Here is a 25,299-nt window from a genome sequence, read left to right on the forward strand (position 1 = left end):
CTTCCAAACTTAAAGTAGGAAGGGATTTTTGGTGTCTAAAAAGGTACTTTAAATTATATTTTAAATTTAAGCTTCTGCTTCTTCGTAATCACTTACTGGAATACAAGCGCAGATTAAGTTTCTATCTCCGAAAGCACTGTCAATACGACGTACTGTAGGCCAGAACTTGTTAGCTTGAACATAAGGAAGAGGATAAACGGCCTTCTCTCTTGAATAAGGAAGTGTCCACTCTCCTGTAATGGTCATAGCTTGTGTATGTGGAGCGTTTTTCAATACGTTCTCAACTGCATCCGCTTTACCGTCGATCACCTCTTGGATCTCCTGACGGATTGCGATCATTGCATCACAGAATTGGTCTAACTCTGCTTTGCTTTCTGATTCTGTAGGCTCGATCATCAAAGTGCCTGGTACTGGGAAAGAAACCGTTGGAGCATGATAACCATAGTCCATTAAACGTTTTGCGATGTCTTCCACTTCAATACCTGCTGGTTTGAACTGACGGCAATCTACGATCATCTCGTGAGCGTTACGTCCGTTGGCACCAACATATAATACTGGATAATGCTTCTTCAATCTCGACTGCATGTAGTTTGCATTCAAGATAGCAATTTTTGTAGCATTTGTTAATCCCTCAGCACCCATCATACGGATGTAAGCATAAGAGATTGGTAGAATACTAGCAGAACCCCAAGGTGCTGCTGAAACTGCTGAAGCTGCATTTTCACCTACATTGTTGTCAATTACAGCGTGACCTGGTAAGTATGGAGCAAGATCTGCTACCACACCGATTGGTCCAACACCTGGTCCACCACCACCGTGAGGGATACAGAATGTTTTGTGTAAGTTCAAGTGACAAACGTCTGCTCCAATATTAGCAGGAGAAGTTAATCCTACTTGAGCGTTCATGTTGGCACCATCCATATATACACGACCACCATTGTCATGGATAATTTGACAGATTTCAATTACTGACTCTTCAAATACACCGTGTGTTGAAGGGTAAGTGATCATCAATGAAGAAAGGTTTTCAGAGTGTTGCTCTACTTTAGCCTTTAAGTCTTCTACATCAATGTTACCTGCCTCATCACATTTCACGATTACTACTTTCATCCCTGCCATCACTGCTGATGCTGGGTTAGTACCGTGAGCTGATGAAGGAATAATAGCAATATTTCTATGGCCTTCACCTTGTGCTTCGTGGTAAGCACGGATCGTCAATAATCCTGCGTATTCACCATTTGCACCAGAGTTTGGCTGTAATGACATTGCATCAAAACCAGTAATCTCACATAACCAAGCTTCCAAGTCTTTGAAGATTTCTTGGTAACCTTGAGCTTGCTCTTTAGGAGCGAATGGGTGCAACTGACCGAATTCTGGCCAAGTTACAGGAATCATTTCTGCTGTTGCATTCAACTTCATAGTACATGATCCTAATGAGATCATAGAGTGTACTAATGAAAGATCCTTATTCTCTAAACGCTTCAAGTAACGTAACATTTCATGTTCAGCGTGGTATTGGCTGAATACTGGATGTGTTAAGAACTCAGATTCACGTTGTAAAGCAGAAGGAACTGCAACTACAATATCATTGGCTAACGCCTGAACATCTACTGCTACATTTAAGCTCAATGCATCTTGGAAGATATTAATAATATCCTCGATGTGAGAAACATCTGTTGACTGATTCATTGAAAGACCAATCGATCCGTCTTCGAAATAACGGAAGTTAGCCATTCTTTCTTCAGCTAAAAGACGAATTGCTTTTGCTTGTAGAGGCGTTGTTTTAATCTTAATAGTATCGAAGTAGTCTTTGCTTTCTACTTCAAGACCTAATTGCTCCACTCCTTTTACTAAAAGGTTGGCCATACCATGCGTACGGTGAGCAATTGTTTTCAAACCTTCAGGACCGTGGTAAATTGCATAAGCAGCGGCCATTACACCTAACAATACTTGTGCTGTACAAATGTTAGATGTTGCACGCTCACGTTTAATGTGTTGCTCACGAGTCTGTAAAGCCATACGGTACGCTTCATTACCGTCCTTATCTTTAGAAACACCGATAATACGTCCTGGAATCTGACGTTTGTAAGCATCTCTAGTTGCTAAGAAACCAGCGTGAGGTCCACCGTATCCCATAGGAACACCGAAACGTTGAGCAGAACCTACTACAGCATCTGCATCCATTTTACCTGGCTCTTTTAACATAGTTAGTGCTAAAAGGTCTGAAGCCATAGCCACTAAAACACCGTTTTCATGAGCTGCCGCAATGAAATCAGTATAATCACTGATTGCACCGTTAGTATCTGGGTATTGTACCAATACACCAAACAAAGTAGGATCAGTAACGTCTAATTCAGCTACATCACCAATGACTAACTCTACGCCAATTGGAGTACAACGTGTTTTTAAAAGATCTAAAGTTTGCGGGTGGCAAGTTTGTGCAGCAAAGAATTTGTTGGCTTGTTTTTTCTTCGCACCTTTTCTAGCGCCATGGAACATGTGAACTACTTCACCTGCTGCAGTCGCTTCATCCAATAAAGATGCATTGGCTAATTCCATACCAGTAAGGTCAGTGACCATGGTTTGGAAGTTTAAAAGCATTTCTAAACGTCCTTGGGCAATTTCAGCTTGGTAAGGCGTGTAAGCAGTATACCAACCTGGATTTTCCATAATATTACGTAAGATTACTGGAGGAGTAATCGTGTTGTAATACCCCATACCAATATAAGAACGATAAACTTTGTTCTTCTGAGCAACTTCTTTGAACTGACGAAGGAATTGATACTCAGTAAGTGGTGCAGGAAGGTTTAAAGCCTTTTTTAGGCGGATCTTTTCAGGGACAGTCTGAGCAATCAACTCATCAATATCTGATACCCCTAATGCTTTTAACATCTCTTCGATTTGAGTATGGTTGGGCGCATTATGCCTTGCCTCAAATCTCTCGAAGTTGTTTAAATCAATCTTCATCGACTATGGTTGTGTTGTGGTATTTAACAATGTGTATTGCAGGTTAAAAGAAGAAGTGGTAAATTAAGCCCGCTACTTCCCTGTAATAACACGGCAAATATAGTTAACTTTATTTACGAAATAAACTTACTGTTAATAATGAAAGAAATTTTAATGACAATAAGTCTTTTAATTTCATATACTATAACACTTGCTCAGAGTGTTAACCCTTCTGATGGAATTTTGTTTCCTGAAGGTGAAGTTAGCCGTGTGGATTTACAAATGAACATCTGGGATCTTGAATTCTTATTAAGATCTGGTAATGAAGAAAGCACTCAATTTAAAGAATGTACTTTTCGTTTTTCAAACTCACATTTCACTGATTCCTTACAAAATGTAGGAGTACGTTTAACGGGTACTACCTCAAGATATGCAGCAAAAAAGTCTTTTCAGATTGTTTTTAATCATCTCGATCATAAGAGGACTTTTCAGCATGTCGCTCAATTGAATCTCAAAGCTCAAAAAAATGACCCTACGCTTTCAAGAGAAAAAGCTATCCTAAAACTTTTGAGAGATGAAGACATTCCGGCTGCTCGTTCTAGTCATGTTACACTATATATTAATGATGTTTATTTTGGACTTTATCTTAATACAGAAGAAATAGAAAATACCTTTTTACACTCAAGGTTTTGTTCCAAAAATGGCATTTTGGTAAAGGGAAACTACGGTGCAAATTTGATCAATGATCCTAATATTTATTGTAATAAGGAAATTTATCAAATTGAGAATAATGAAACCAAAGGAAGGGAACTACTTTCTTCATTTTTGGATAGCGTTAATATTTTAAGGGAAGATCAGTTTATCAATTATATAGAAACTCATTTCAACATTGATCTGTTTATTAAAACTGTTGCTATTGAGCATCTAACGGGGCATTGGGACAATTACTCTTACAATAAAAATAATTTCTATCTCTATTGGGAAGAAGATCTGAAACGTTGGAATTATATCCCTTATAATTTGGACAACTCTTTTGGTATAGATTGGATAGGTTATGATTGGGCCACCAAAGATTTGAATGATTGGTATCACACCATTGAAGCAAGACCTTTGATCAGTAAAATTTTATGTATTCCAAAGTACAAAAACGAATACAATAAATACATTTCCTATTTGATTACTCATCGTTTTAATAACGAAATACTCGATCCCTATTTTTTATCACAACATCGTTTATTAAAACCTTTCCTAAAATTTGATATATTCTATACCGCTAGTTATGGTTGGACAATTGACGATTTTGACTGTGCCTTTAACCAGCCAATTGGGGGACATGTAGAATATGGTATTAAAGACTATATCAATACCAGAGTAAAGTCTGCCCAAAAGCAAATTAAAGTTATCAATATTGAAGAAATTATAAGTAAAACTAACATCAAGGTCTATCCTAGCCCAAATAGTCAACAGGTAATTTTAGAATTTGATGAAATCCGCTTTAGAAGGTGCTTGATCTCATTGATGAACCTCAATGGAAAAACAATCAAAAGATGGAGTAAAAAACCAAGTGAAATCATGGATATCTCTACTCAAAATATTCACCATGGCACATACATTTTGTCCATTGAAGTAGAAAATGAACAAAAAAGTTGGGTAAAACTTCCCTCTAAAAAAGTAGTCATTTAGTAAAATGAAACAAAACCTTAATACAAACCTTCATCATTCTCATTCTTTTTCAATTTAAATTCGTGCCTTTTCAGAAGAATAAATAAAAAACAAGGTATCAACCTTCATGTTGATTCATAATACGCTTTAACAAAACCAATTCAATAGCAATATGACAATCCCAGCATCGATTCAAAAAAACACAATGTACTGGCGTTTCAGTATGTATGGGTTTCTAAAAAATTTAAGGTTTTTCGATCCTTTTATGATCATTTATCTTTCAGAAATGGAAGTCTCATATACTCAAATCGGCACACTGTATGCCATTCGAAAGTTAGTGGCCTTCTTTTTAGAAATTCCTACGGGTATACTTGCTGACCTATTGGGAAGAAAATTGTCGCTTGCGGTTTCTTTCTTTGCTTATATTATCGCTTTTATCTCTATTTATTATTCCACAAATTTTTATTTACTAATTACCGCTTTCTCTATTTTTGGTTTGGCTGAAACATTAAGAAGTGGATCTCACAAAGCCATTATTGTTAGTTATCTAGAAAAACAAGGATGGATGAGTTTAAAAACTGATTACTTTGCCAACACAAGAGCTTGGGCCCAATTTGGCAGTGCTATCTCTTCTCTTATTGCTGGTTTTCTAGTATTATTCAGTGGTGAGTTTAAAAGTATATTCCTCTATTCAGTCATACCTTATATTATCAACTTCTTCAATTTACTTTCCTATCCGAAATACTTAGATGAAGGTGGTAAAAAGAAGAAGAAAAAGGCACAAATCAATTTTATCAAGCAGCTTTGGCTCGTCTTAAAACAAAAGCAATTAATCAAAGTCATTACAAATGCTACAATTTTATCTTCTTTTTTGGGAGCCTCTAAAGATTTTATCCAACCAATGATGGCTACTTTTGCTTTAACTTTACCCTTTTTAGGTTTTATTGATGATGATAAGCAAAAAGTAGGACTAGTAGTAGGAGTGCTGTATTTTGGTATATATATGATGACCTCCAGAGCTGCTGTTATTTCTAAATCTGTTAAGAAGAAAATACCTCATCAAGAAAGATTTATTACCTATACCCTTATCATAGGTTTGTTACTTGGTGTATTTGCTGGGGTTTTGTATGAAGCCAATCTAACTTTAATCGCTATTTTTATTTTCACCCTAGTCTACATCACTGACAGCTTGAGAAAACCAATTCTAACAAGTTATATAGCAGATGACAGTCCTACAGAAATGCTCACAACGGTATTGTCTGTAGATTCATTTGTACTAACTGTTTCTACTGCGTTACTTTCATTTACTTTTGGAGTACTTTGTGATTATTTAAGTATAGGTAACGCTTTAATTATTTTAGGTATCTGTCTAGTGAGTTTTTATTTTATTGTTAGGCTCTTTTTCGGGAAAAAGTAATTTATCATTTAATATACCATACAAAATAGAACTCATTAAGATCAGGACATTAAGTTTAGCCTTCGTAATTATTTTGAATATACATTCATTATTAATTTACTTTCCATTAAAATCTCCATAACTTCCCAAGCAATTTGTTCAAGAGAGTTATGGAAGAAAGAATAAGAAAAACAGTTACTAGACAGTGTAGAGCTATATTTCCAAATACATTAAATGCAAACAACACTTTATTTGGAGGAGAAGCCATGAAATGGATGGATGAAGTAGCATATATCACTGCAACAAGGTTCACACGACAAAAAATGTTTACCTTAAAAACAGAGGATATTAAATTTTTGAAATCAATTTCACCTAATAGTATCGTAGAAGTGATTGGTAAAGTAGAAAAAGCAGATCCAATAAAATTACGAGTAATTCTAGAAATGTATTCCGAAGATATGTATTCTGACTCCAGAGAAAAAGTAATGGAAAGCGTATTTATTTTTGTTGCTTTAAATGATCATAACAAACCTGTTCGCATCGATTATAGCAGATTGGAACAAGAATTCGAATTGGTATAATACACTTTTAAAGATTTAATTTCAGGTTAAACCTACCCCATTTTGGATAATAAGGCGGAAATTTATCTTCAGGTTCAAAAGTAATTCTATCCCAGTTGTACTCTAAATTTCCGAACTTATATGAAAATACAATTCCTGCAGAAAGCCGATGTTGCCAGTTTGGTATCAAATCGGCTGCAATTGTATAGTGAGACGACTCAAAGGGAATAAGACTTCCTTGCATTTGTCCATCATAAGCATTGAAAATACCTCCGCTTATAAATTTCAAATAAATTTGTAAAGGCTTAAAGTTTCTTGAAAGCCATGATGTTGTTGCTTTTTCTCTCAAATTAGGATCTTCGGACCACATTGCACTAGGAAATTTCATTCTAGTAAAAGGTTTATCTTGAAGATTATAAAAAGGGGAAACATTGGCTTTTGGTGTATAAGGCCTTTCCCCTTGAATAAAAAAGTCGTTAAACAGCCCCACTCTCAAATAGATAAAACCCTCAAAAGATATATCCATTGTGCCTACAGTGCCTCTTGCTCCTACAAAAGCTTCTGCAAATGAAAAGGAAGAAATAAGGTTATGCATTAAAGTGGCGGTATAATTCAAATATAACCCATTCCCAATCTGATTATCCCAACCTGCCACCTCAGTATTGCCAATTGCTGAATGGAAACCATTTTGAAAGCTATTACCTCCCGATATTTCACCCACTACTCCCACGTCAAGTTTTGTCATTAATATCAACCCTTGAGAAGGGTTTAATGAGAAATGCGTCAATGAAAGATAAGTTTCTCCACAATAAGGAATATCAGTAGAGTCTACGTCCATTCGATGTATGTCACGAGGAGTGTACATTTTATGCACTATACCCAATTTAAATAATTGATGACTGTTGGGAAGTTTTGGTAAAATTGTGTTGGTAAAATTATTATCAAGCCCTGCCCAACCGAAATGTATTCCAGTGCCAAAAGAATAAAATTGATCCGTACTTTTTAAAAGAAAAAGATCCTCATCGACATTCAACTCAAAATAAAAAGGATGTTTATCTTTTTTTGCCTTACTCTGACCATACACAATTGAAATCAGCAATAAGAATAATAGTAAGAGAAATAGTTTTTTAGTAGTTACCATATTTCATCAATTCCAATCCCCTCTCAATCATCAGCATCATTCTACGGCACCTCCTAAAGTAGTTCCTAATCTATAATTGATAATCATTTGAGGAAATGTTTTAGTATCATAATAAAGGTCTGAAAATGCTTCTATATCATTGTATGCAATAAAAACATCTCCATTTTCCTTTTCAAAAACCAATAATTTTTGACAAAACGCATCTAATCCTATTCTAGGTGTATTTTTCATGGCCTTTCCTCCTGGTGCTGGACCTCCAAACAATATTAAGTACGTTGGTGGAATATCTACACCTACTTCTTTCGACTCTTTTTGAAAATCAATATCAGCAAACATTTGAGTATCACCTTGAGAAAGAATAGCTGACTTTAAATCAACAATCGTCTGCTTAAAAGGTTTTGTAGATTGGTGGACAATCAACCCATAATCCTCTTCAACTTTAGAGGAAAAATCTTTAGCATAAATGGTTTCCGGAAAGTTTTTGATTACTTGACCTAATTCGTTTTGGAATTCCTTTACATCTTCACCTGACAGTGCATGCCTTCTTTGGATAAATTCCGCTGAAGTATAGGCTAATGTTACTTTTTGAGTATCAGGCTCTGAATATAACAAAACTTTGAATGGTAGATCTACGCCTATTAACTGATCTCTTTGTAATAATTGAGCATTAATTTTTTTATCTGAAAAAATGGTCACAACAGAAGGAGGTGTATAAACACCCGCATCTTTCGCCAATCGTGAATGATCGATTTGAGTAATACTATTAAAAGGATGAATAAAGTTTTTTAATTGTTCTACTTCAACATCTACCTTTTGACGAACATCCAAGGCTGTATATTCTGTAAGTCTTTCATGAGAACAACTAAAAAAAATGGCTAGTAATGAGATATAAAAATAGGATTTCATTTTCATTGCAAACGGGTTGAGACAATAGCTAATTCGAAAGTACTTACATTAATTTAAAACGAATAAAGAAAGATCTCAAAAAAAATAACTACCCAATAATCGTTTATAAAAATTGTCCTATGATATACATCTAATAATCTATTTGAGCATTAAACAAAAAAGTATTCCAATTAATGAATTAGAATACTTTGTAGAAATCAAGAACCTGACAGATGAATTTTTAATTTTCACCTTCTTATAACAACTTTAAAAATGATAATCTCTATGCTTTACTAGGTAGTGCAAAATACCGTCTTTTAAACCTACCCCTGGCACAATGATATTTTCAGCTCCTACGATTTCCATACAAGTCATGTATATGTTAGAAGCAGGAATAATCACATCTGCCCTATCTTCATTCAACCTCAATTTACTTACCCTTTCTTCATAAGTGAACTCCTGCAACCAATTGCTGATTTTTTTCAACTCTGCCAAGAAAGTAGTTTTATCATCACTTTTCTTTTGCTTAGAGAGATTAAATAGCTTGTTGATATTACCACCAGTACCAATTGCGACAACCTCCTCACCTTCTCTGATGTAAGGAGAGGATTCTTGTTTGTACCAATGTCTAATTTGATCAAACATTGCTTCCAAATCTTCTCCACTTAATCTTCTGACACTACCCATTCGGAAGGACCTCGAAGCCACTTTCGTCTTATGACGGTAGATATTTAACTCAGTACTTCCTCCTCCAACATCAATGTGTACTACATTACCCATAGGAATATAAGGGTCCAAAGTCAAAGCAATCATTTCTGCTTCTGTTGTACCTCTTATTATATCGATTTTAAGACCTTCCTTATAATATATTCTATCTACGATCTCCTTACCATTTTCTGCTTCTCGCATTGCAGAAGTGGCACAAGCGATGTAATCTTTGACATCATACAGATCGAGTAAAGTAGAAAAAACCTTCATCAGTTTTACTAATTTCTCTTCGGTTGGTCGTAATATTTTTCCACTTTTAAATACATCCTTCCCAAGTCTGAGGGGAAAACGCATATATTCTATTTTCTTAAAAGCAACTTCATCTGCTTTATCAATGTGTGTTGTTACAATCTGGAATCGTATGGCATTAGAGCCAATATCTATAGAAGCTAGTCTCAACGTATAAAAAATTAATGTGAACAGTAATCATCTCATGTACTTGGTACATAGATGTAAAAAATATATAAGTATTGTTAGAAGTTAAAAATATAAAAAAAAGAGGTATTACATGACGCAATACCTCTTTTTCTTCCTTAAGGATATATTTTTTTATTACATAGAGTCGAAAGATTTCTCTCCGTGGTATGACTCATCAAGTCCTTCTGACTCAGTGTGAGCATCAATTCTACCACCTGCTGTAAGTAAAGTACTCAATTTGAAAAGGATTGCTGAAGCTACACCTGCAAATACAATAGTAACTACAACTGCTTTTAATTGAACTAAAACCTGACCAGGGTTACCATATAATAAACCTGCTGCACCGTTTACTTCAGGGTTAGCAAATACACCTGTTAAAATTGCACCTACAATACCTACTAAACCATGAATACCAAATACATCAAGCGTATCATCGTATCCTAAAGCTTTCTTTAATTTCACTACACCATAAAAACCAACTACACCTGAAATCAAACCGATAGCTAAAGCACCTGATACATCTACAAATCCTGACGCTGGAGTGATACCAACCAAACCAGAGATTACACCTGATGCTGAACCTAATAAGGTAGGTTTTCTTTCTTCAGTCATCCACTCGATTAATAACCAAGCCATACCACCTGCTGCTGCTGCTACGTTTGTTACTAACATTGCATTAGCTGCTACAAAATCAGCTGCTAACTGGCTACCACCGTTGAAACCGAACCAACCGAACCACAATAAAGCACTACCAAGTACCATTAATTTGATTGATGAAGGTTTCTCTGATTGCTCATCACGGTGAGAAATTCTGTTACCAAGCATTAAGGCTAAAACTAAACCTGAAATACCTGCATTAATATGGATAACTGTACCACCTGCAAAATCTAATTCACCATCGTTGCTTAGGAAACCACCGCCCCATACCCAGTGGGCAATTGGAGAGTAAACTAATGCAACCCATAATGCTGAGAAGATCATCCATGTAGAATATTTTACACGTTCAATGATTGATCCACTTACAAGTGCAACTGCAATGGCTGCAAATGTACCTTGGAACATAATAAATAAGATTCTTGGAATTGTTCCTGCCACGTCAGTGATTTTGACGTCAGCTAATAAGAAAGAAGTAAAATCACCAATGTAAGCGTTTCCTTCTCCGAATGCTAAACTATAGCCAATGATTACCCATACTAGCGTACCAGTACAGAATGCAGTGTAACTCATACCAATAGTATTCAATACTGTTTTACGTTGAGCTAAACCACCGTAGAATAAAGTTAGACCTGCAGGAGTCATCAACATTACTAATGCTGTAGCGACAAGCATCCATGCCGTATCTCCTGAATCAATTGTTGCTTCCTGAGCAAATGTTAGTGAAGGCACTAAAAATGCGGACAGTAATAAACCTAGACCTTTAAGGCCTACCTTTTTAATAGAAATCATAATAAATATAGGTGAGTGTGAGTATTTTTTTATTTCCGATGGTACAAATTTATATAATTCATAATGATTAATACAAATCTTTACGACATTTTTTAAACAATTAAGCATTAAAATAACACCTAATTATCTGCTTTTAATCATATTTTACACATGAACAGATGAAATAAAACCCTTGAAACCTAAATAAAAACACATTTATCATTTATTTGGTTCATTTTTCAACTTAAAGGTCGATATTTATGTTTTAGCAATAAAAAAGGCTTAACCACAACTTGTGATTAAGCCTTTTTGAATTATTTATGAAGAAAAAACTAAGGTGCAAGTCTATTTTTACCCCAGTTTCCCTGATCATCTTTCAAATATTCGATTCTATCGTGCAATCTTGAAGGTCTCCCCTGCCAAAACTCTATTCTTGTTGGAGTAATAGCAAATCCACCCCAATGTGGTGGACGAGGAACTTTTGTGATAAATTTCGCTGCATATTTAGCAAATCGAGTAACTATTACATTTTTGGAAGAGATAACACTACTCTGTTCAGAAGCCCAAGCACCTACTTTGCTTTTATAAGGTCTGCTTTCAAAATAGGTATCAGAAGTTTCTTCACTCACTTTTTCTACAGTACCTTCTATACAAACCTGTCTTTCCAATTCAGGCCAAAAAAAGTTTAATGCTGCTCTTTTAGACGCTTGAAGAGATTGTCCTTTATTACTTTCGTAATTTGTATAGAAAACAAAGGCGTTCTCCTCTACTCCTTTTAATAAAACAATTCTTGAAGAAATTCGACCTTCATTATTCACTGAAGCAACATTCATAGCTGTAGGCTCATGTACTTCAGCATTGATTGCCTCCTCTAACCAAATTTCAAATTGTTGAATTGGATTTTCTAAAACGTCTTTTTCATCTAAATCTTTTTGGGAATAGTCCTTACGGATATCTGCAATTTTAGATTTCATCTATCTTTATTTTAATGATGCGTCTTTTACGCCACAATATAATTCTGCTATTCTATTGGCACATAGCTCACCATCCATAGCTGCTGATGCAATACCTCCAGCATATCCAGCTCCTTCTCCACATGGGAAAAGTCTCTTTAATGCCACGTGCTCACAAGACTCTTTCTCTCTTGGAATTCTCACCGGTGAAGAAGTTCTACTTTCCACCCCAACAATTTGAGCTTCATTGGTCATATACCCCTTCATTTTTTTACCAAAATCTTTGAAACCAAATTTCAATCTATGAGCAATCGCTTCCGGTAAGACTTCCCTCATGTCAACTGATAACAAACCAGGTTGGTAAGATGTTTCATTAAGGCTTGAAGAAATTTTACCATGTACAAAATCAGCTACTCGTTGCGCCGGTGCAACTTGAGTACCACCCGCTACCTCACAAGCTCTTTTTTCCACTGCAGCTTGGAATTCCATAGCCGCAAGGTTCCCATATTTCTGAATGTAATCTGAAAAATCCTCATCGTCTACACTCACTACAATACCTGAGTTCGAAAATTTAGAATCTCTTCGAGAAGGAGACATACCATTCACAACTACCTCGCCTTCGGCTGTCGCAGAAGGGACTATAAAACCACCGGGACACATACAAAAAGAAAAAACGCCTTTCTTCTGCCCTTTATAACCCACTTGTGAAACCAATGAATAAGCCGCTGCTGGTAAATATTCACCTCTATCTCGATTATTCAAGTGATATTGAATTTTATCGATTAAACCTTGCGGGTGTTCAATTCGAACGCCTAAAGCAAAAGGTTTACGCTCAATTTCTATTTCCTTTTGATCTAGTAACCTAAAAATATCACGAGCAGAATGACCCGTCGCTAATAATACTGCTTCACCCGTAATTTGATTCCCATTTTGTGTCATTACACCTTTGATTTCATCTCTTTCAAGGATAAAATCTTCTACCCGAGTTTCAAAGTGTACTTCTCCACCTGCATTCAAGATACTTTCTCTCATTTCTTGAATTACTTTCGGTAATTTATTAGTACCAATATGCGGATGAGCGTCTACAAGAATTTTTTCTGAAGCAGAGTGAGCGACAAAAATCTCGCAAATTCTTCTGAAATCACCTCTTTTCTTAGAGCGTGTATATAATTTACCATCAGAATAAGTACCTGCTCCACCTTCACCGAAACAATAGTTAGAATCTGCATTGACAATATTCTTTTTATTGATATTGGCTAGGTCCTTTCTTCGTTTCTGCACATCATTTCCTCTTTCAATGACAACTGGCTTGATCCCTAATTCGATCAACCTTAATGCTGCAAATAAACCTGCTGGTCCTGCCCCTACAATCACTACTCTTTTGGCATCTGCCACATTAGGGTACTCTTTTTTGTAAGTGATATTTAATGTAGGCTTTTCATCCACAAAAATTTCAGCCTCTACATTTACCTTCACCTTCTTTTTTCGAGCATCAATAGATCGTCTTGTCATCCGAACCACTACATTTTCTGCATCATTCAGGCCTTCTTTTTTGGTAATAAACGCCTTAAAATTCTCATCATCGAAAGCAACGTTCGAAGAGACAACATATTGAGATACTTTTTTCATTTAATGTCTGTTCTTTATTTTTAAGAAAAAGATTCCACAAAATTAAGGAATGCAATCTTACGAAACAGCATGCACAACTTCATTAACAAAAAAAGCAGGCAACTTTCGCTACCTGCTTTCTCTTATATTTCTTTCAATACTGAATTAGTCAATTTTTTCTGACAATTCTTGTACCTTATCATAAGCATCCTTACGGCCCGCTTCAAAAGATTTTTTATACAACTCTAATGCCTCTGCATAAGTTGCTTTCTTTTTCTTAGGAGCCAATTTTGTTCTTTTGGCAGCTTCTTCTAAAGCTTCAGCTTGAGCATAAAATGCATCAGCTTCAGTCTTTTTCGCCTGAACCATTAATTCTTGTATTCTATTTTCTAGTAAAGACAACTCTTCTTTTTTCTTTTGAATTTGAATCTCTTTATCAGAAAGCTCTTTTGCCTGAAGGTCAACCGTCTTAATTAACGCCTTATTTTCTGTTCTGTATTTATCAACTTGCTGTTTTAAATCAGAGATTTCTTGTGTTTTCTGATCTAATTGTTGTCTTAACTTTCTAATAGTATTCGCGTAAGCACTATTTTTAGTATTTGCTTTAGCTAAGCTCGCTTCCATTTGCTCCATACGATTTTCAGATTCTTTCATATAAGCATCAATCGCACGAATTTTTTCTTCATATGTTTTACCAGAAATACCTCTTTCCATATCAACATACAAAAGGTTTCTTGACACATCAATAGAGTCAATCAATGCACCTACTTCATCTAAAGTCTGAGCTGCAGCTTCAGCTCTAGCCAAATCTTCCTGAAGTTTTGCATTTGTAGCTTTTAGTTGATCATTTTCTTCTTGCATGCCACAAGACACAAAAAACAATGCAATAGCACCGGAGAAAAAGAATGAAAATGATTTTGTAATGTTATTTGTCATTTTTACGATCTATTTTAAATAGCTAAAAAGCATTAAGTACCTCATCAAAAGTAAAATCTCTATTTTCATACAATTTTCTATGAGGCATGCTAGTGTAAACTTACAAATAGTTTTCTCATCTTAAAAATTTACATTAATGCACACAAAAAATTCCCTCAATAAATAGAAATAGACTAACTTTGACCTAATACTCGGTAAAAGTATATGCTTTTTGAAATGTATCAAAGCAAGATTGCACTTTTCATTTTTCTAAAACTAAAAAAGACAAGCTTTAATTCTTGATTTTCACATTTTTTGGAATTTTTATACATATATTTGTGCGGTGATTATTAAAAGTTTGAAGTTTTTACTCTGTTTTATTAGGTAATCACCTACAACATACCTAGAGTCCCATATCTTTTTTTAACACCTTAAGTAGCTTATCTTTCATTTCATTGATGAAAAAAACAAAAATTCTTAGAATAATTGCTAGACTTAATGTCGGCGGCCCTGCGATTCACACTGTTTTACTCACTGATCAATTACAAAACGAAGAATTCGAATCGAAATTGTATGCTGGCCCCGTACCTAGCAATGAAGGAGATATGTCTTACTTGGCTTCTGAAAGAGGAGTTGATGTAAACTACATACACGAATTGCAACGAGAATTATCGTTAAAAAATGATCTCAAGGCACTTTTCCAGATCTTAAAGGTCATGTTGAAGTACAAACCAGATGTTGTACACACACATACCGCAAAAGCAGGATTTATAGGCAGAGGTGCTGCATTGCTCTATAACATTATTTCCAATTCAAAAACCAAAACGGTTCATACATTTCATGGGCATGTTTTCCATGGATATTTTTCTCCTCTAAAGACAAAATTATTTCTTTTCATAGAGCGAAGCCTTGCTAAAAGTACTGATAGAATTGTCACTATAACAAACAAGCAACAAGAGGAAATTTTAGGATTTGGAATCGGAAAAAAAGAACAACATAGTATGATTCCTTTAGGTCTTGACCTGAAGAAATTCTATATAAATAAAAATAAAGATTTTTTACATGAAACTTATTCAATACCGAAAAACAAGAAACTTATTGGCATTGTTGCACGTTTTACACAAATAAAGAATCTCGAAATGTTTATTAGAGTCGCTTCATTAATTCATGAAAAAGACACTAATACTCACTTCTTTATGGTAGGTGACGGAGAGGACAGAACTCACCTCGAATCTTACTGTAAAGTGAATAATGCTTCAAATTTTATCACTTTCACCGGCTTTTTGAAGAATTTACCGGATATTTATGCGAGTTTGGATTTAGTTTTGCTAACTTCAAATAATGAAGGATCACCTGTTTCAATTATTGAAGCCATGACAAGTGGCACATCTGTTGTTTCTACTGCAGTCGGCGGAGTACCTGATTTATTTACAGAATTTGGTCAAAATTATCTTGTTCGCACAAACGATGACGAAGCGATGGCTTCAGCATCACTTGATATTTTACATTCCGAAGACAATAACCATCGTTTTGTAACAGAACATCAAGACAAAACTTACAAGAAGTATAGTTTTGATCGATTAGTACAAGACCTAACCGAAACGTACAAAGAGTTAACTTATGAATCAATTAACATTATTGCTTAGCCTAATTTTAGGTGCAGTTATATCTTTTTTAATCACTAGGGCGCTTATTAAACAAGCTGTAAAGTTTAATATAGTTGACAAACCTAGAGCTGATCGTTTCCACACCAAAACTACCGCTCTAATGGGAGGCATAGGTATTATGATCTCCTTTATTATTGTCTCTACTATTATAGAGATTTTGCCAATTTGGTGGTCAGTACCTGTCACTGTTGGCACCCTTTTAAGCGTTAGTTTTTTATTCCGAGACAAAATCAAAATTTCATACGTATCTAGTACACTTACCGTTATCACAGCTATAGGTAGTATTTTTTACATGTACGGAATGGAAGCTTTTGAACAAAAAACCTTGTGGTTATATTCAGGTTCTTTGATTATCTTCTTCACAGGAGCTTATGATGATAAATCAAAAGCTATGGAACCAAAAGTGAAGTTATTTTTCCAATTATTAGCATCTTCCATTGCTATTTTTATTGTTGGATCAGTATCTTTCTTACCACCAGTAGTAAGCCACCTTTTCACTTTCTTTTGGATTATTGGTGTAATTAATGCTTTGAATCTTGTAGATAATATGAATGGCTTATCCCCTGGATCAGCTGCAATTGCCTCATTATCATTTGGTGTACTTTCCATTATCTATTTCCACAATGAAGAAGTAGCATTAATCAGTTTAGTGTTAGCCGCTGTATTGTTTGGGTTCTTACCAAACAACTATCCTAATGCTAAGATTTTTATGGGGGATTCAGGAAGTATGTTTTTAGGGTATATGCTTTCCATGATCGGCGTGATGCAATCTTGGACTGCGACCACAACTATTGACATTAGCATCATCACTCCAATTTTACTTTTGGCCTATCCTATTTTTGATGTCACATTTGTAACAATAAATAGAATTAGATCTGGAAGACCTATTTACGTGGGAGGAAAAGATCACTCTTCGCATTTACTAGTAAAGTTTGGTTTAACACCAGCAAAAGCAGTACTCTTTTTCTACTGTTTATCAATTATCACTGCTGTAATCTCTTATTATATTAATACCTTAGACTTAGGTTATGCAGGATCAGCTTGTGCCATTATACTTTCAACATTCTGCTTATTAGGGTACACCTTAACAAAGTTACATGACAAAGAGTATATGCCTTCAACTAAAAACGGAGAACAAGAAGATACAAATGAAAATGTGGAAGTAATTACTGTTCCATCTCAACGCAAACCTTACAAGAAAGCGAGATAGAACAAAAAAATATTCAATTAGATAAAGTGGCTGAGATTTCCTGTAAATCTCAGCCACTTTTTTTTATAAGCAAACAGCAATAAACAGCACATAACAATGCACTGTTCATTACCACCTTTCTACCTCAGCTACTAAAAATTAGAACAAAAAAAGGGGATACCTTGTGACAGATATCCCCTTAATTTATCTAACAAAAAGCTCTAATTACTTAGCAGCTTCTTCGTTTCTTTTCGTTAAGAACTCTTCGAATTGTTTCAAGTCTACTTCTTCAGCATTTAAAGCTACTTTTTCTTTTAATGCATTGAATACTTTCTCGTTGTAAACTTGCTCATAAGTTTGCTCGAAGTACTTACCGTTTTCAGCTTGCAAGTAGTTTTGAACAAAACCAGCCATTTGCTCGTCATCCTCACCCATGAAGCTACCAAACTGAGATTTGATGGCTACTAAAGCTGCTGCTTCAACATCTTCTTTCTCAACTTTGATATCGTTATCAGTGAAAACTTTATCAGAAATTGCTCTCCACTTTACAGCTTCTTCAAATTTCGGTAAGCTCTCAGACAACTCCTCTTCTTTTGCTTGAGGATTGTTCTGTAAGTATACTTTCTTCACTAACTCAGCAGGCAAAGAAATTGAAGTACCTTCAACAACTGCATTTCTTACGTTGTCGTTAGTCACGTTATCAATTGCTTGAGTGTTCACTTCAGCAATTGTGTTCTTCAATTCAGCTCTGAACTCTTCTTCGTTTGATACTTTATCTGGACCGATTACCATATCAAAGAATTCTTGATTTAACTCAGGCTCTGATGAGCGAGTGATTTTAGTGATTTCGATAGTGAAGTCACCTTTATAAGCTTCAGCTTCTTCTTTATCTCCACCCAAGAATAAACGAAGACGGTTGTTATCCTCATACATTGTCTCAATGTCTAAAGTCACAACGTCACCTACTTTCTTACCAGAGAATTTTCTTACATTACCTGTAATTAATTTGTCATCAAGATCAAATGCTGCACCTTCTTTTTCGAAATCACCTTCAACTGATTTGAAAGTTGCAGTAATCAAGTCACCTTTTAATGCTTTCTCAACGTCCTCTTTCTTAGGGTATGATTCTTTTAACTTAGCGATTGTATTTTCAACATCTGCATCAGTTACAGTTAAGTTGAAAGTTTCAGCTTTTAAAGCCTCTAAGTTTAAATCAAACTCAGGAAGTAATAATTCGAATTCAACAGTTTGTTCTGCTCCAAGTTGCTCAGGAGTGATAAAGTCTCCCTTGTACATTGGTTGGAAAAGAGGTTTGATACCATTGTCATTCAAGTAAGTATCTACAGCTTTACCTACAGACTCGTTGAATGTTTCCATTTTCAACTGCTTACCGTACATTTTTTGTACCATTGACATTGGCACTTTACCCTTACGGAAACCTTTCATATTTGCATTTTTAGCATATTGCTTCAATCTGCTCTTATATTCTGGCATGTAATCCGCTTCAGCAACAACTACTGAAAGTAAACCGTATGAGTTCTCTTGTTTATCTAATTTGAATTCCAAAGTTCTATGATTTTTGGTGTAACAAAACTCTAAATAAAAATAATTTCTTGTGTAGAAACCATATAATTTGTGTGTTGAACTAAAAAATCATTGATTATAAATTCAACAACCTCCTACCCTCCACAAGACTAGATTTCAAGACAAGCAAAATCACTAACACACTGAAAAACAAAATGTAAAATAGCAATTTAGCCCTTTCAATCTACTCAAAATGAATCATAATAACACATATCCTCATTTTAAGCGATGCAAAGGTAATCAACTCATTATTAAAATCATTGCACTTTACCTAAAAAAATGCAAACAACTGTTATAAACAAACCTATTAATAGTTAGGAAATTGACTAAAAAAGAAGCAGTGAAATTCCTGTTTTTTAAAGGAAAAATACCATGAAATTCATGCTATATTTGACCTAGTTTTAATAATAACCTTAACTAAAATAACTATAACATCAATTTTTAGAATTCTTAAAAATTAGAACTTAAAAAGAAGGGAAGAATAGCACTTTCTTAGTATTATGTAGGTATTATTGCTTTTTTTTTGCAACTTAAATTTTCAAGTAAAAATAGCATAATGTGATTTTTACTTACAACTGAGATTGAATCTAAAAATTGTTGGGAGACTTGAAGATGAATATCGATCTAGAAAAGGAAAGAAGGGAACTATTATCAATGTACGCAAATCTTTTGCGCAAGGCACGTCCTTTCTTGAACGATAGTGACGATGTAAAAAACATTAAGAAAGCATTTTTGTTTGCTACAGACGCTCATAAAGAAATGAGAAGAAAGTCTGGCGAACCTTTTATATATCATCCTGTTGCAGTAGCTACTATTGCTACTGAAGAAATTGGATTAGGTACTACTTCCATTATGGCAGCACTACTACATGATGTGGTGGAAGATACCGATCATACTATAGAAGAAATTGACGAACTTTTCGGGCCTAAAGTAGCATTAATTGTTAATGGCTTAACGAAAATTTCAGGAGCTGGTAAAAAAGGAGGTTCGCTACAAGCAGAAAACTTCAGAAAAATGTTATTAACAATTTCTGAAGATGTAAGAGTGGTATTAATCAAGATTGCAGACCGTTTGCACAACATGAGAACACTCATGTCAATGCCAAAGGATAAGCAACTGAAAGTAAAAGCCGAAACTGAATATATTTACGCTCCTTTAGCACACAGATTAGGACTTTATAATATAAAGTCTGAGTTAGAGGATCTTAGTTTAAAATATTCTGATGGACCTTTATATGATGAAATCACCAAAAAACTAAAGGATTCAGAATCTGCAAGGGTTCACTTTACTAACGAATTCAAAACACCACTTACTGATACTTTAAACAAACAGGGATACAAGTATACCATCAAGTCAAGAACTAAATCAATCACCTCTATTGCTAATAAAATGAAAAAGCAAAAGGTGCCTTTTGAAGAAGTTTTTGATTTATTTGCCATCCGTATCATTTTTGAAAGTCCAAGAGAAACTGAAAAATCTACTTGTTGGCATATCTACTCTATTGTTACCGACTATTATACACCAAATGTCAGTAGACTAAGAGACTGGATCAGCATGCCGAAGTCCAATGGCTATGAATCATTACACACTACTGTAATGGGACACAATGGACACTGGGTAGAAGTTCAAGTCCGTTCAAAAAGAATGGATGAAATTGCAGAAAAGGGGTATGCAGCTCACTGGAAATACAAGGAACAAGGTCAAGCTAGTTCAGAAAAAGGTATCGAACAATGGCTTAATGAAGTACGTTCTTTGATGGAAAACGACAAAGTCAATGCCGTTGAATTCTTAGATGACTTTAGAACAAACCTTTTCAATAAAGAAGTTTTTGTTTTCACGCCAAACGGAGATTTAAAAGTTTTCCCATTTGGTGCTACAGTATTGGACTTTGCATTTGATATACATACAGAAGTAGGTGCTAAATGTCTTGGTGCTAAAATCAATGGAAAACTTGTACCGCTTAGTTACCAATTAAATAATGGTGATCAAATTGAAATTCTAACAGCGAATCAATCAAAAGCAAATGAAGGTTGGTTGAAAATTGTTAGAACTTCAAGAGCGAGAGCAAAAATTAAATCTCACCTAAAAGATGATCGAAAACGAATCGGTATGATTGGACGTGAGATCATTGACAGAAAATTCAAGCAACTGAAAATAAAATATGATGATAGGATAGCACAACAGCTGAGAGATTTCTTTAATCTGAGCAGTGAAAGTGATCTCTATTATCAGGTGGGGGAAGGAATTATCCAACACAAGGAAATCAAAAAATTCAAAGAACACCTTGACCACACCAACAATGTTAAGAAGAAGAAAATTGTCCCTGATTCCGCCAAAGAGTTTAAAACTAAAATCAAGGAAGTTCGCAAAAGCAATGATGATGATGAATTGGTGATTGGAGAAGATATGGATAACGTCCATTATTCAATTGCAAGTTGCTGTAATCCAATCCAGGGCGATGATATCTTTGGTTTCATTACCATTAATAATGGTATTAAGATTCACAGAACAAGTTGTCCAAACTCCGTTGCAATGATGGCTAACTATGGTTACAGAATCATAAAAGCACGATGGGCAAGTGAAAAAGAGACTTCATTTATTTCAAAAATTGCTATTGAAGGTACTGACCGTATTGGTTTAGTGAATGATGTTACGAGAATTATAACAAGTAGAATGAAAGTAAATATTCGTTCTATTTCAATCGAATCAAATGATGGTATCTTCAGAGGAAATATTGAAATTTCTGTCAAGAACTTAAACGAATTTGAAAAAGTAATCAAGGAAATATCTGATATTGACGGTATTATAAAAGTCACTAGAAAGGACGACTAAATTACTTTTCACTTCAAAATATTCTTAAAATTTACTTAGCGATAGTATCTTCAGGTACTATCGCTTTTCATTTTATAACGTTAATAAACTGTACCTAAAGGTGAAAAATTAGTACTTTGGAGATAAATTTATTAAATTTAAGCCGGTGTAATACAGTTACATTCAATTTGTTGCCCACTTCAATTAGGAGCTCGAACGATTGTCTACACTAGAAACTTTTTGAGGTTACCTTATTTTTTCATTTGTCTATGAAAACAGGATATTTAGATCAAGCATTAACAATATACCAAGACCTTTCTAAAGAACTCACTTTAAGTGGTTTATGCGGAAAAGTAATTGAATTAACCAAGTCCAAAACTATAGCAGAGAAAGTTTGCATCATTATTAATGATGATAACAATTTCATATTGAAAGCTAGCGGTTTAAGAAGTCAAGACGAAGTATCATTTATTGAAAGTGATCACTACGCCTATGCGGATCAATTACCATTGACGGTATTAAAACAGTTGATTTCTAGCAAAAACCCTGTTGCAGTAGACTTAAATAAAGTAGGAGATAAGGTTAAGGAAGATCCATACATTAAAAAAGCCGCTCCATCCTTCTTAGACTTTATCCCTTTAAGAATAGACGAAAAGCTGATTGGATTCTTGATGCTTGAGCAGACGCAAGAAGTAAACGTTACGGCAGAAAGCCTTAAGTTTATTCAAGTGATTGCACCTCAAATTGCTATTCTAATTCAAAACCTATCTCAATACACACCATCTGAGCCTGTTTCTCGCAATTCAGATAATAAGAGTAATGCTTCTACGAAAGACGGGATTCTTTCAAAAGAGGACCTGATAACTCTTGGTGAAATTGGACAAGTGATTGCAACTACCTCCTCTATTGAAGAGATGGTAGAAACAGTATACAATAAAATCAACACAATCGTAGATGCTCAGTTTCTTGACATTGGAGTATTAAACGAAAAAGAACAAAGGTTAGAATTCCCTGGATCGTTTGAAGATGGGGAAAGACTACCTTTTAATTTCTGTAGTTTAAAAGAGGAAAATAGATTAGCTACCCTTTGTTATAATACACGCAGAACAGTATTTATCAATGACTTTGACAAAGAAATAAAGGATTATATCCCTAATTATGTCAACACCGCACCAAGAATTGGTAAAAAGGTAAAGTCAATCATCTACGCTCCTATTATGGATGAGAAAAACGTAATAGGTGTAATGACTGTTCAAAGTTCGAAAAGTAATGCATACACGGAGTCAGATGTTTATCTGATTAGAAGTTTAAGCTCTTATCTTGCCATTGCAATTGACAATTTACAATTATCAAAGCAATCTAAGGTAAAGGATGAAACTCACCTCATCACTACTAAAAAGCAGGAAGAACAACTTTCAAAAGCCTATACAACTTTGAAGAGTTTAGGTGAGATTGGTCAGGACATCACATCCAACTTATCCATTGAAAGAATTGCTTATACTGCCTACGAAAGTTTGAACAACTTAATCGATGCTCCACTTTTCTCTATTGGTATTTATAATAAAGACAGAGGAGTAATGGATATCATTGCCAACATTGAAAATGGTGAAAAACTACCACCTAAGGCAATCTCTTTAAATGATAATAGTAAGCTATCAATATTATGTTTCAGAACATTAAAGGAGATTGTGATCAATGATATCATTTCAGAATACTCAGTACATTTACCGGACTCAAAACTGAATACAGACAATTCTGATTCATTACCAAAATCGGTAATTTACTTGCCTCTTATTGGTAAGGAAGGAACTTTAGGTTTTATTACTGTTCAGAATTATAGATTAAATGCATTTGCCGATACGGACCTCAATGTATTAAGAAACATTGCTATCTATATTGGTATTGCCTTAGATAACGCCCTGACATATGAGGGACTAGAGGAAGTTGTATCAGAAAGAACAGCAGAACTTCAACAACAGAAAAATGAGTTGGAGGAAAACAAAGATAAAATTGAACAGTCTTATAAAAACGTACAATTATTATCTGATATTGGTCTTACACTTTCTTCAAGTTTAAGTACTGATAACGTTATCGAAACTGTATATGAAAATGTGAATAACCTTATGGATGCCACAACTTTTGGTATTGGTATTTATTCGCATAGAAAACAACATATTGAATTTATTGGTGCCATTGAAAAAGGAAAAAGACTCCCTGAGTTTATCCACCAAATGAACGATGACACCAAGCTATCTTCTTTATGTTTGAGAGATAATAAAGAAATCGTAATTTCTGATATCACCACTGATGTTTACGATTATATCGATACTCAGGAAGAAATTGTAACAGTAGGTGAAATGCCTTACTCTATTATTTATCTTCCACTGAGAACAAAAGAGAAATTAATTGGTGTAATTACAGTACAAAGTTTTAAGAAAAATTCTTATTCGGATTTACAAGTAAATCTACTTCGAAATATTGCCGTATTATCTGCGATTGCCATCGACAATGCAGTACAATACGAGAAAATTGAGAGACAGAAAGAAGAACTTCAATCTACTTCTCAGAAGATCACTCAATCCATCAAATATGCGAAGCAGATTCAAGGTGCTATTCTCCCTAACCGTACTTACATCAAGAATATACTTCCAAACTCTTTCATCTTCCATAAACCTAAAGATATTGTATCAGGCGATTTCTTCTGGTTCCATGAAAGTAACCAAAGAGTGTTTATTGCAACAGTAGACTGTAATTCAAATGGTGTACCTGGTGCAATGATGAGTATCATTGGTACCTCTTTATTCAGAGAAATTGTAGAAGTAAGAAACATTACTTCTCCTGATGAAGTTCTTGATGCAATGAATGAAAGAATTACAATTCATTTGAATCAAAAAATCAATGACAATCAAGATTCACTAGACATCTCTCTTTGTGTAATTGATAGAAAAAATAACACATTAGAATTCGCCGGAGCCAATACATCAATGGCTAGAATTAAGGATGGTAAATTCTTCATCATCAAAGGTACTCCTTCTTCTATCGGAGGTAATGGAGACGAAGAAACTTTCTTTAACAAGCATACCTTTAATTTAGATGATGATGCTGAATACTTCTTATTCACAGATGGTTATCACAAACAGATTGGAGGGGAACATAAACAAGCTTTCGGTAACGAACGTTTCTTGAAAATGCTATTTGATAATAATTCGGTAGATATGTCTAAAAAGAGAACAGCTGTACGTAGAGCATTTAACGACTGGATGGACGATGAATTAGTTCAAACTGATGACGTACTTGTTTTAGGTTTCAAAGCAAATGAGTAAAAATCATTTTTAGTGATACAAAAAGGGCTTCAGAATTTTAAAATTCTGA

General features: G+C 34.7%; 16 protein-coding genes. 7 read left to right on the forward strand and 9 right to left on the reverse strand.

Translation table 11 applies throughout. The features are described from left to right. Positions 1-66: 66 nt before the first annotated feature. Positions 67-2,967 carry an aminomethyl-transferring glycine dehydrogenase gene (gcvP, locus tag PL77_RS06060; protein ID WP_044202817.1) on the reverse strand — a complete coding sequence of 967 codons (2,901 nt, stop codon included), beginning with the start codon at positions 2,965-2,967 and terminating at the stop codon, positions 67-69. Between the two features lie 138 nt (positions 2,968-3,105). Between gcvP and PL77_RS06065 the strand changes: the two genes are divergently transcribed. From PL77_RS06065 to PL77_RS06075, 3 genes are all read left to right on the forward strand, one after another. After that, positions 3,106-4,629 (forward strand): CotH kinase family protein, encoded by a 1,524-nt coding sequence (locus tag PL77_RS06065; RefSeq protein ID WP_044202819.1) that lies wholly within the window; start codon positions 3,106-3,108, stop codon positions 4,627-4,629. Positions 4,630-4,873: 244 nt separating this feature from the next. Further along, entirely contained in the window at positions 4,874-6,025 is a 1,152-nt protein-coding gene (locus tag PL77_RS06070; RefSeq protein ID WP_371199166.1) for an MFS transporter, read from the forward strand. 149 nt (positions 6,026-6,174) lie between these two features. Further along, positions 6,175-6,585 carry an acyl-CoA thioesterase gene (locus PL77_RS06075; protein WP_044202825.1) on the forward strand — a complete coding sequence of 137 codons (411 nt, stop codon included), beginning with the start codon at positions 6,175-6,177 and terminating at the stop codon, positions 6,583-6,585. A gap of 7 nt (positions 6,586-6,592) precedes the next feature. On the opposite strand, the gene PL77_RS06080 is transcribed toward PL77_RS06075, so the two are convergent. The 7 genes from PL77_RS06080 to PL77_RS06110 form a co-directional block, all read right to left on the reverse strand. Beyond that, on the reverse strand, positions 6,593-7,705 hold the full coding sequence (locus tag PL77_RS06080) for a lipid A-modifier LpxR family protein (RefSeq protein ID WP_082026418.1): 1,113 nt from the start codon (positions 7,703-7,705) through the stop codon (positions 6,593-6,595). Positions 7,706-7,741: 36 nt separating this feature from the next. Further along, complete coding sequence (locus PL77_RS06085; RefSeq protein WP_172665809.1) at positions 7,742-8,611, reverse strand: DUF302 domain-containing protein; 870 nt, start codon at positions 8,609-8,611, stop codon at positions 7,742-7,744. Positions 8,612-8,857: 246 nt separating this feature from the next. After that, a complete protein-coding gene (locus PL77_RS06090) occupies positions 8,858-9,757 on the reverse strand; it encodes a hypothetical protein (protein ID WP_044202830.1) in 900 nt (299 codons plus the stop codon). Positions 9,758-9,910: 153 nt separating this feature from the next. Then, a complete protein-coding gene (locus tag PL77_RS06095) occupies positions 9,911-11,221 on the reverse strand; it encodes an ammonium transporter (protein ID WP_052444210.1) in 1,311 nt (436 codons plus the stop codon). Between the two features lie 311 nt (positions 11,222-11,532). After that, a complete protein-coding gene (gene pdxH, locus PL77_RS06100; protein WP_044202833.1) occupies positions 11,533-12,174 on the reverse strand; it encodes a pyridoxamine 5'-phosphate oxidase in 642 nt (213 codons plus the stop codon). A 6-nt stretch (positions 12,175-12,180) separates the two neighbouring features. Then, a complete protein-coding gene (locus tag PL77_RS06105) occupies positions 12,181-13,782 on the reverse strand; it encodes an NAD(P)/FAD-dependent oxidoreductase (protein ID WP_044202836.1) in 1,602 nt (533 codons plus the stop codon). A gap of 144 nt (positions 13,783-13,926) precedes the next feature. Beyond that, positions 13,927-14,697, reverse strand: coding sequence for a hypothetical protein (locus PL77_RS06110; RefSeq protein ID WP_156152265.1), 771 nt, complete (start codon positions 14,695-14,697; stop codon positions 13,927-13,929). A gap of 437 nt (positions 14,698-15,134) precedes the next feature. Here PL77_RS06110 and PL77_RS06115 point away from each other — a divergent pair, with 437 nt between their 5' ends. Continuing rightward, positions 15,135-16,322, forward strand: coding sequence for a glycosyltransferase (locus PL77_RS06115; protein WP_044202841.1), 1,188 nt, complete (start codon positions 15,135-15,137; stop codon positions 16,320-16,322). Further along, a complete protein-coding gene (locus PL77_RS06120; RefSeq protein ID WP_044202844.1) occupies positions 16,297-17,553 on the forward strand; it encodes a glycosyltransferase family 4 protein in 1,257 nt (418 codons plus the stop codon). Before PL77_RS06115 ends, PL77_RS06120 begins: the two co-directional genes overlap by 26 nt. Before the next feature lie 204 nt (positions 17,554-17,757). On the opposite strand, the gene tig is transcribed toward PL77_RS06120, so the two are convergent. Further along, the gene (gene tig, locus PL77_RS06125; RefSeq protein WP_044202847.1) at positions 17,758-19,098 is read right to left on the reverse strand and encodes a trigger factor; all 1,341 of its coding nucleotides are present in this window, start codon (positions 19,096-19,098) and stop codon (positions 17,758-17,760) included. A 630-nt stretch (positions 19,099-19,728) separates the two neighbouring features. Between tig and PL77_RS06130 the strand changes: the two genes are divergently transcribed. Further along, positions 19,729-21,948 (forward strand): bifunctional (p)ppGpp synthetase/guanosine-3',5'-bis(diphosphate) 3'-pyrophosphohydrolase, encoded by a 2,220-nt coding sequence (locus PL77_RS06130; RefSeq protein WP_044202849.1) that lies wholly within the window; start codon positions 19,729-19,731, stop codon positions 21,946-21,948. A gap of 248 nt (positions 21,949-22,196) precedes the next feature. Then, positions 22,197-25,250: a GAF domain-containing protein gene (locus PL77_RS06135; RefSeq protein WP_044202852.1), complete on the forward strand. Its 3,054-nt coding sequence runs from the start codon at positions 22,197-22,199 to the stop codon at positions 25,248-25,250. Positions 25,251-25,299: the final 49 nt, after the last annotated feature.

The sequence above is a fragment of the Flammeovirga sp. OC4 genome (assembly GCF_000812565.1).
Lineage (GTDB): Bacteria > Bacteroidota > Bacteroidia > Cytophagales > Flammeovirgaceae > Flammeovirga.

Excerpts from the sequence above, each read along its gene's own strand:
- PL77_RS06075 (WP_044202825.1), top strand. The coding sequence starts at position 6,175 with ATGGAAGAAAGAATAAGAAAAACAGTTACTAGACAGTGTAGAGCTATA.
- gcvP (WP_044202817.1), bottom strand. The coding sequence starts at position 2,967 with ATGAAGATTGATTTAAACAACTTCGAGAGATTTGAGGCAAGGCATAAT.
- PL77_RS06070 (WP_371199166.1), top strand. The coding sequence starts at position 4,874 with ATGATCATTTATCTTTCAGAAATGGAAGTCTCATATACTCAAATCGGC.
- PL77_RS06110 (WP_156152265.1), bottom strand. The coding sequence starts at position 14,697 with ATGACAAATAACATTACAAAATCATTTTCATTCTTTTTCTCCGGTGCT.
- PL77_RS06080 (WP_082026418.1), bottom strand. The coding sequence starts at position 7,705 with ATGGTAACTACTAAAAAACTATTTCTCTTACTATTATTCTTATTGCTG.
- PL77_RS06085 (WP_172665809.1), bottom strand. The coding sequence starts at position 8,611 with ATGAAATCCTATTTTTATATCTCATTACTAGCCATTTTTTTTAGTTGT.
- PL77_RS06095 (WP_052444210.1), bottom strand. The coding sequence starts at position 11,221 with ATGATTTCTATTAAAAAGGTAGGCCTTAAAGGTCTAGGTTTATTACTG.
- pdxH (WP_044202833.1), bottom strand. The coding sequence starts at position 12,174 with ATGAAATCTAAAATTGCAGATATCCGTAAGGACTATTCCCAAAAAGAT.
- PL77_RS06135 (WP_044202852.1), top strand. The coding sequence starts at position 22,197 with ATGAAAACAGGATATTTAGATCAAGCATTAACAATATACCAAGACCTT.
- PL77_RS06120 (WP_044202844.1), top strand. The coding sequence starts at position 16,297 with ATGAATCAATTAACATTATTGCTTAGCCTAATTTTAGGTGCAGTTATA.
- PL77_RS06105 (WP_044202836.1), bottom strand. The coding sequence starts at position 13,782 with ATGAAAAAAGTATCTCAATATGTTGTCTCTTCGAACGTTGCTTTCGAT.
- PL77_RS06065 (WP_044202819.1), top strand. The coding sequence starts at position 3,106 with ATGAAAGAAATTTTAATGACAATAAGTCTTTTAATTTCATATACTATA.
- PL77_RS06115 (WP_044202841.1), top strand. The coding sequence starts at position 15,135 with ATGAAAAAAACAAAAATTCTTAGAATAATTGCTAGACTTAATGTCGGC.
- PL77_RS06130 (WP_044202849.1), top strand. The coding sequence starts at position 19,729 with ATGAATATCGATCTAGAAAAGGAAAGAAGGGAACTATTATCAATGTAC.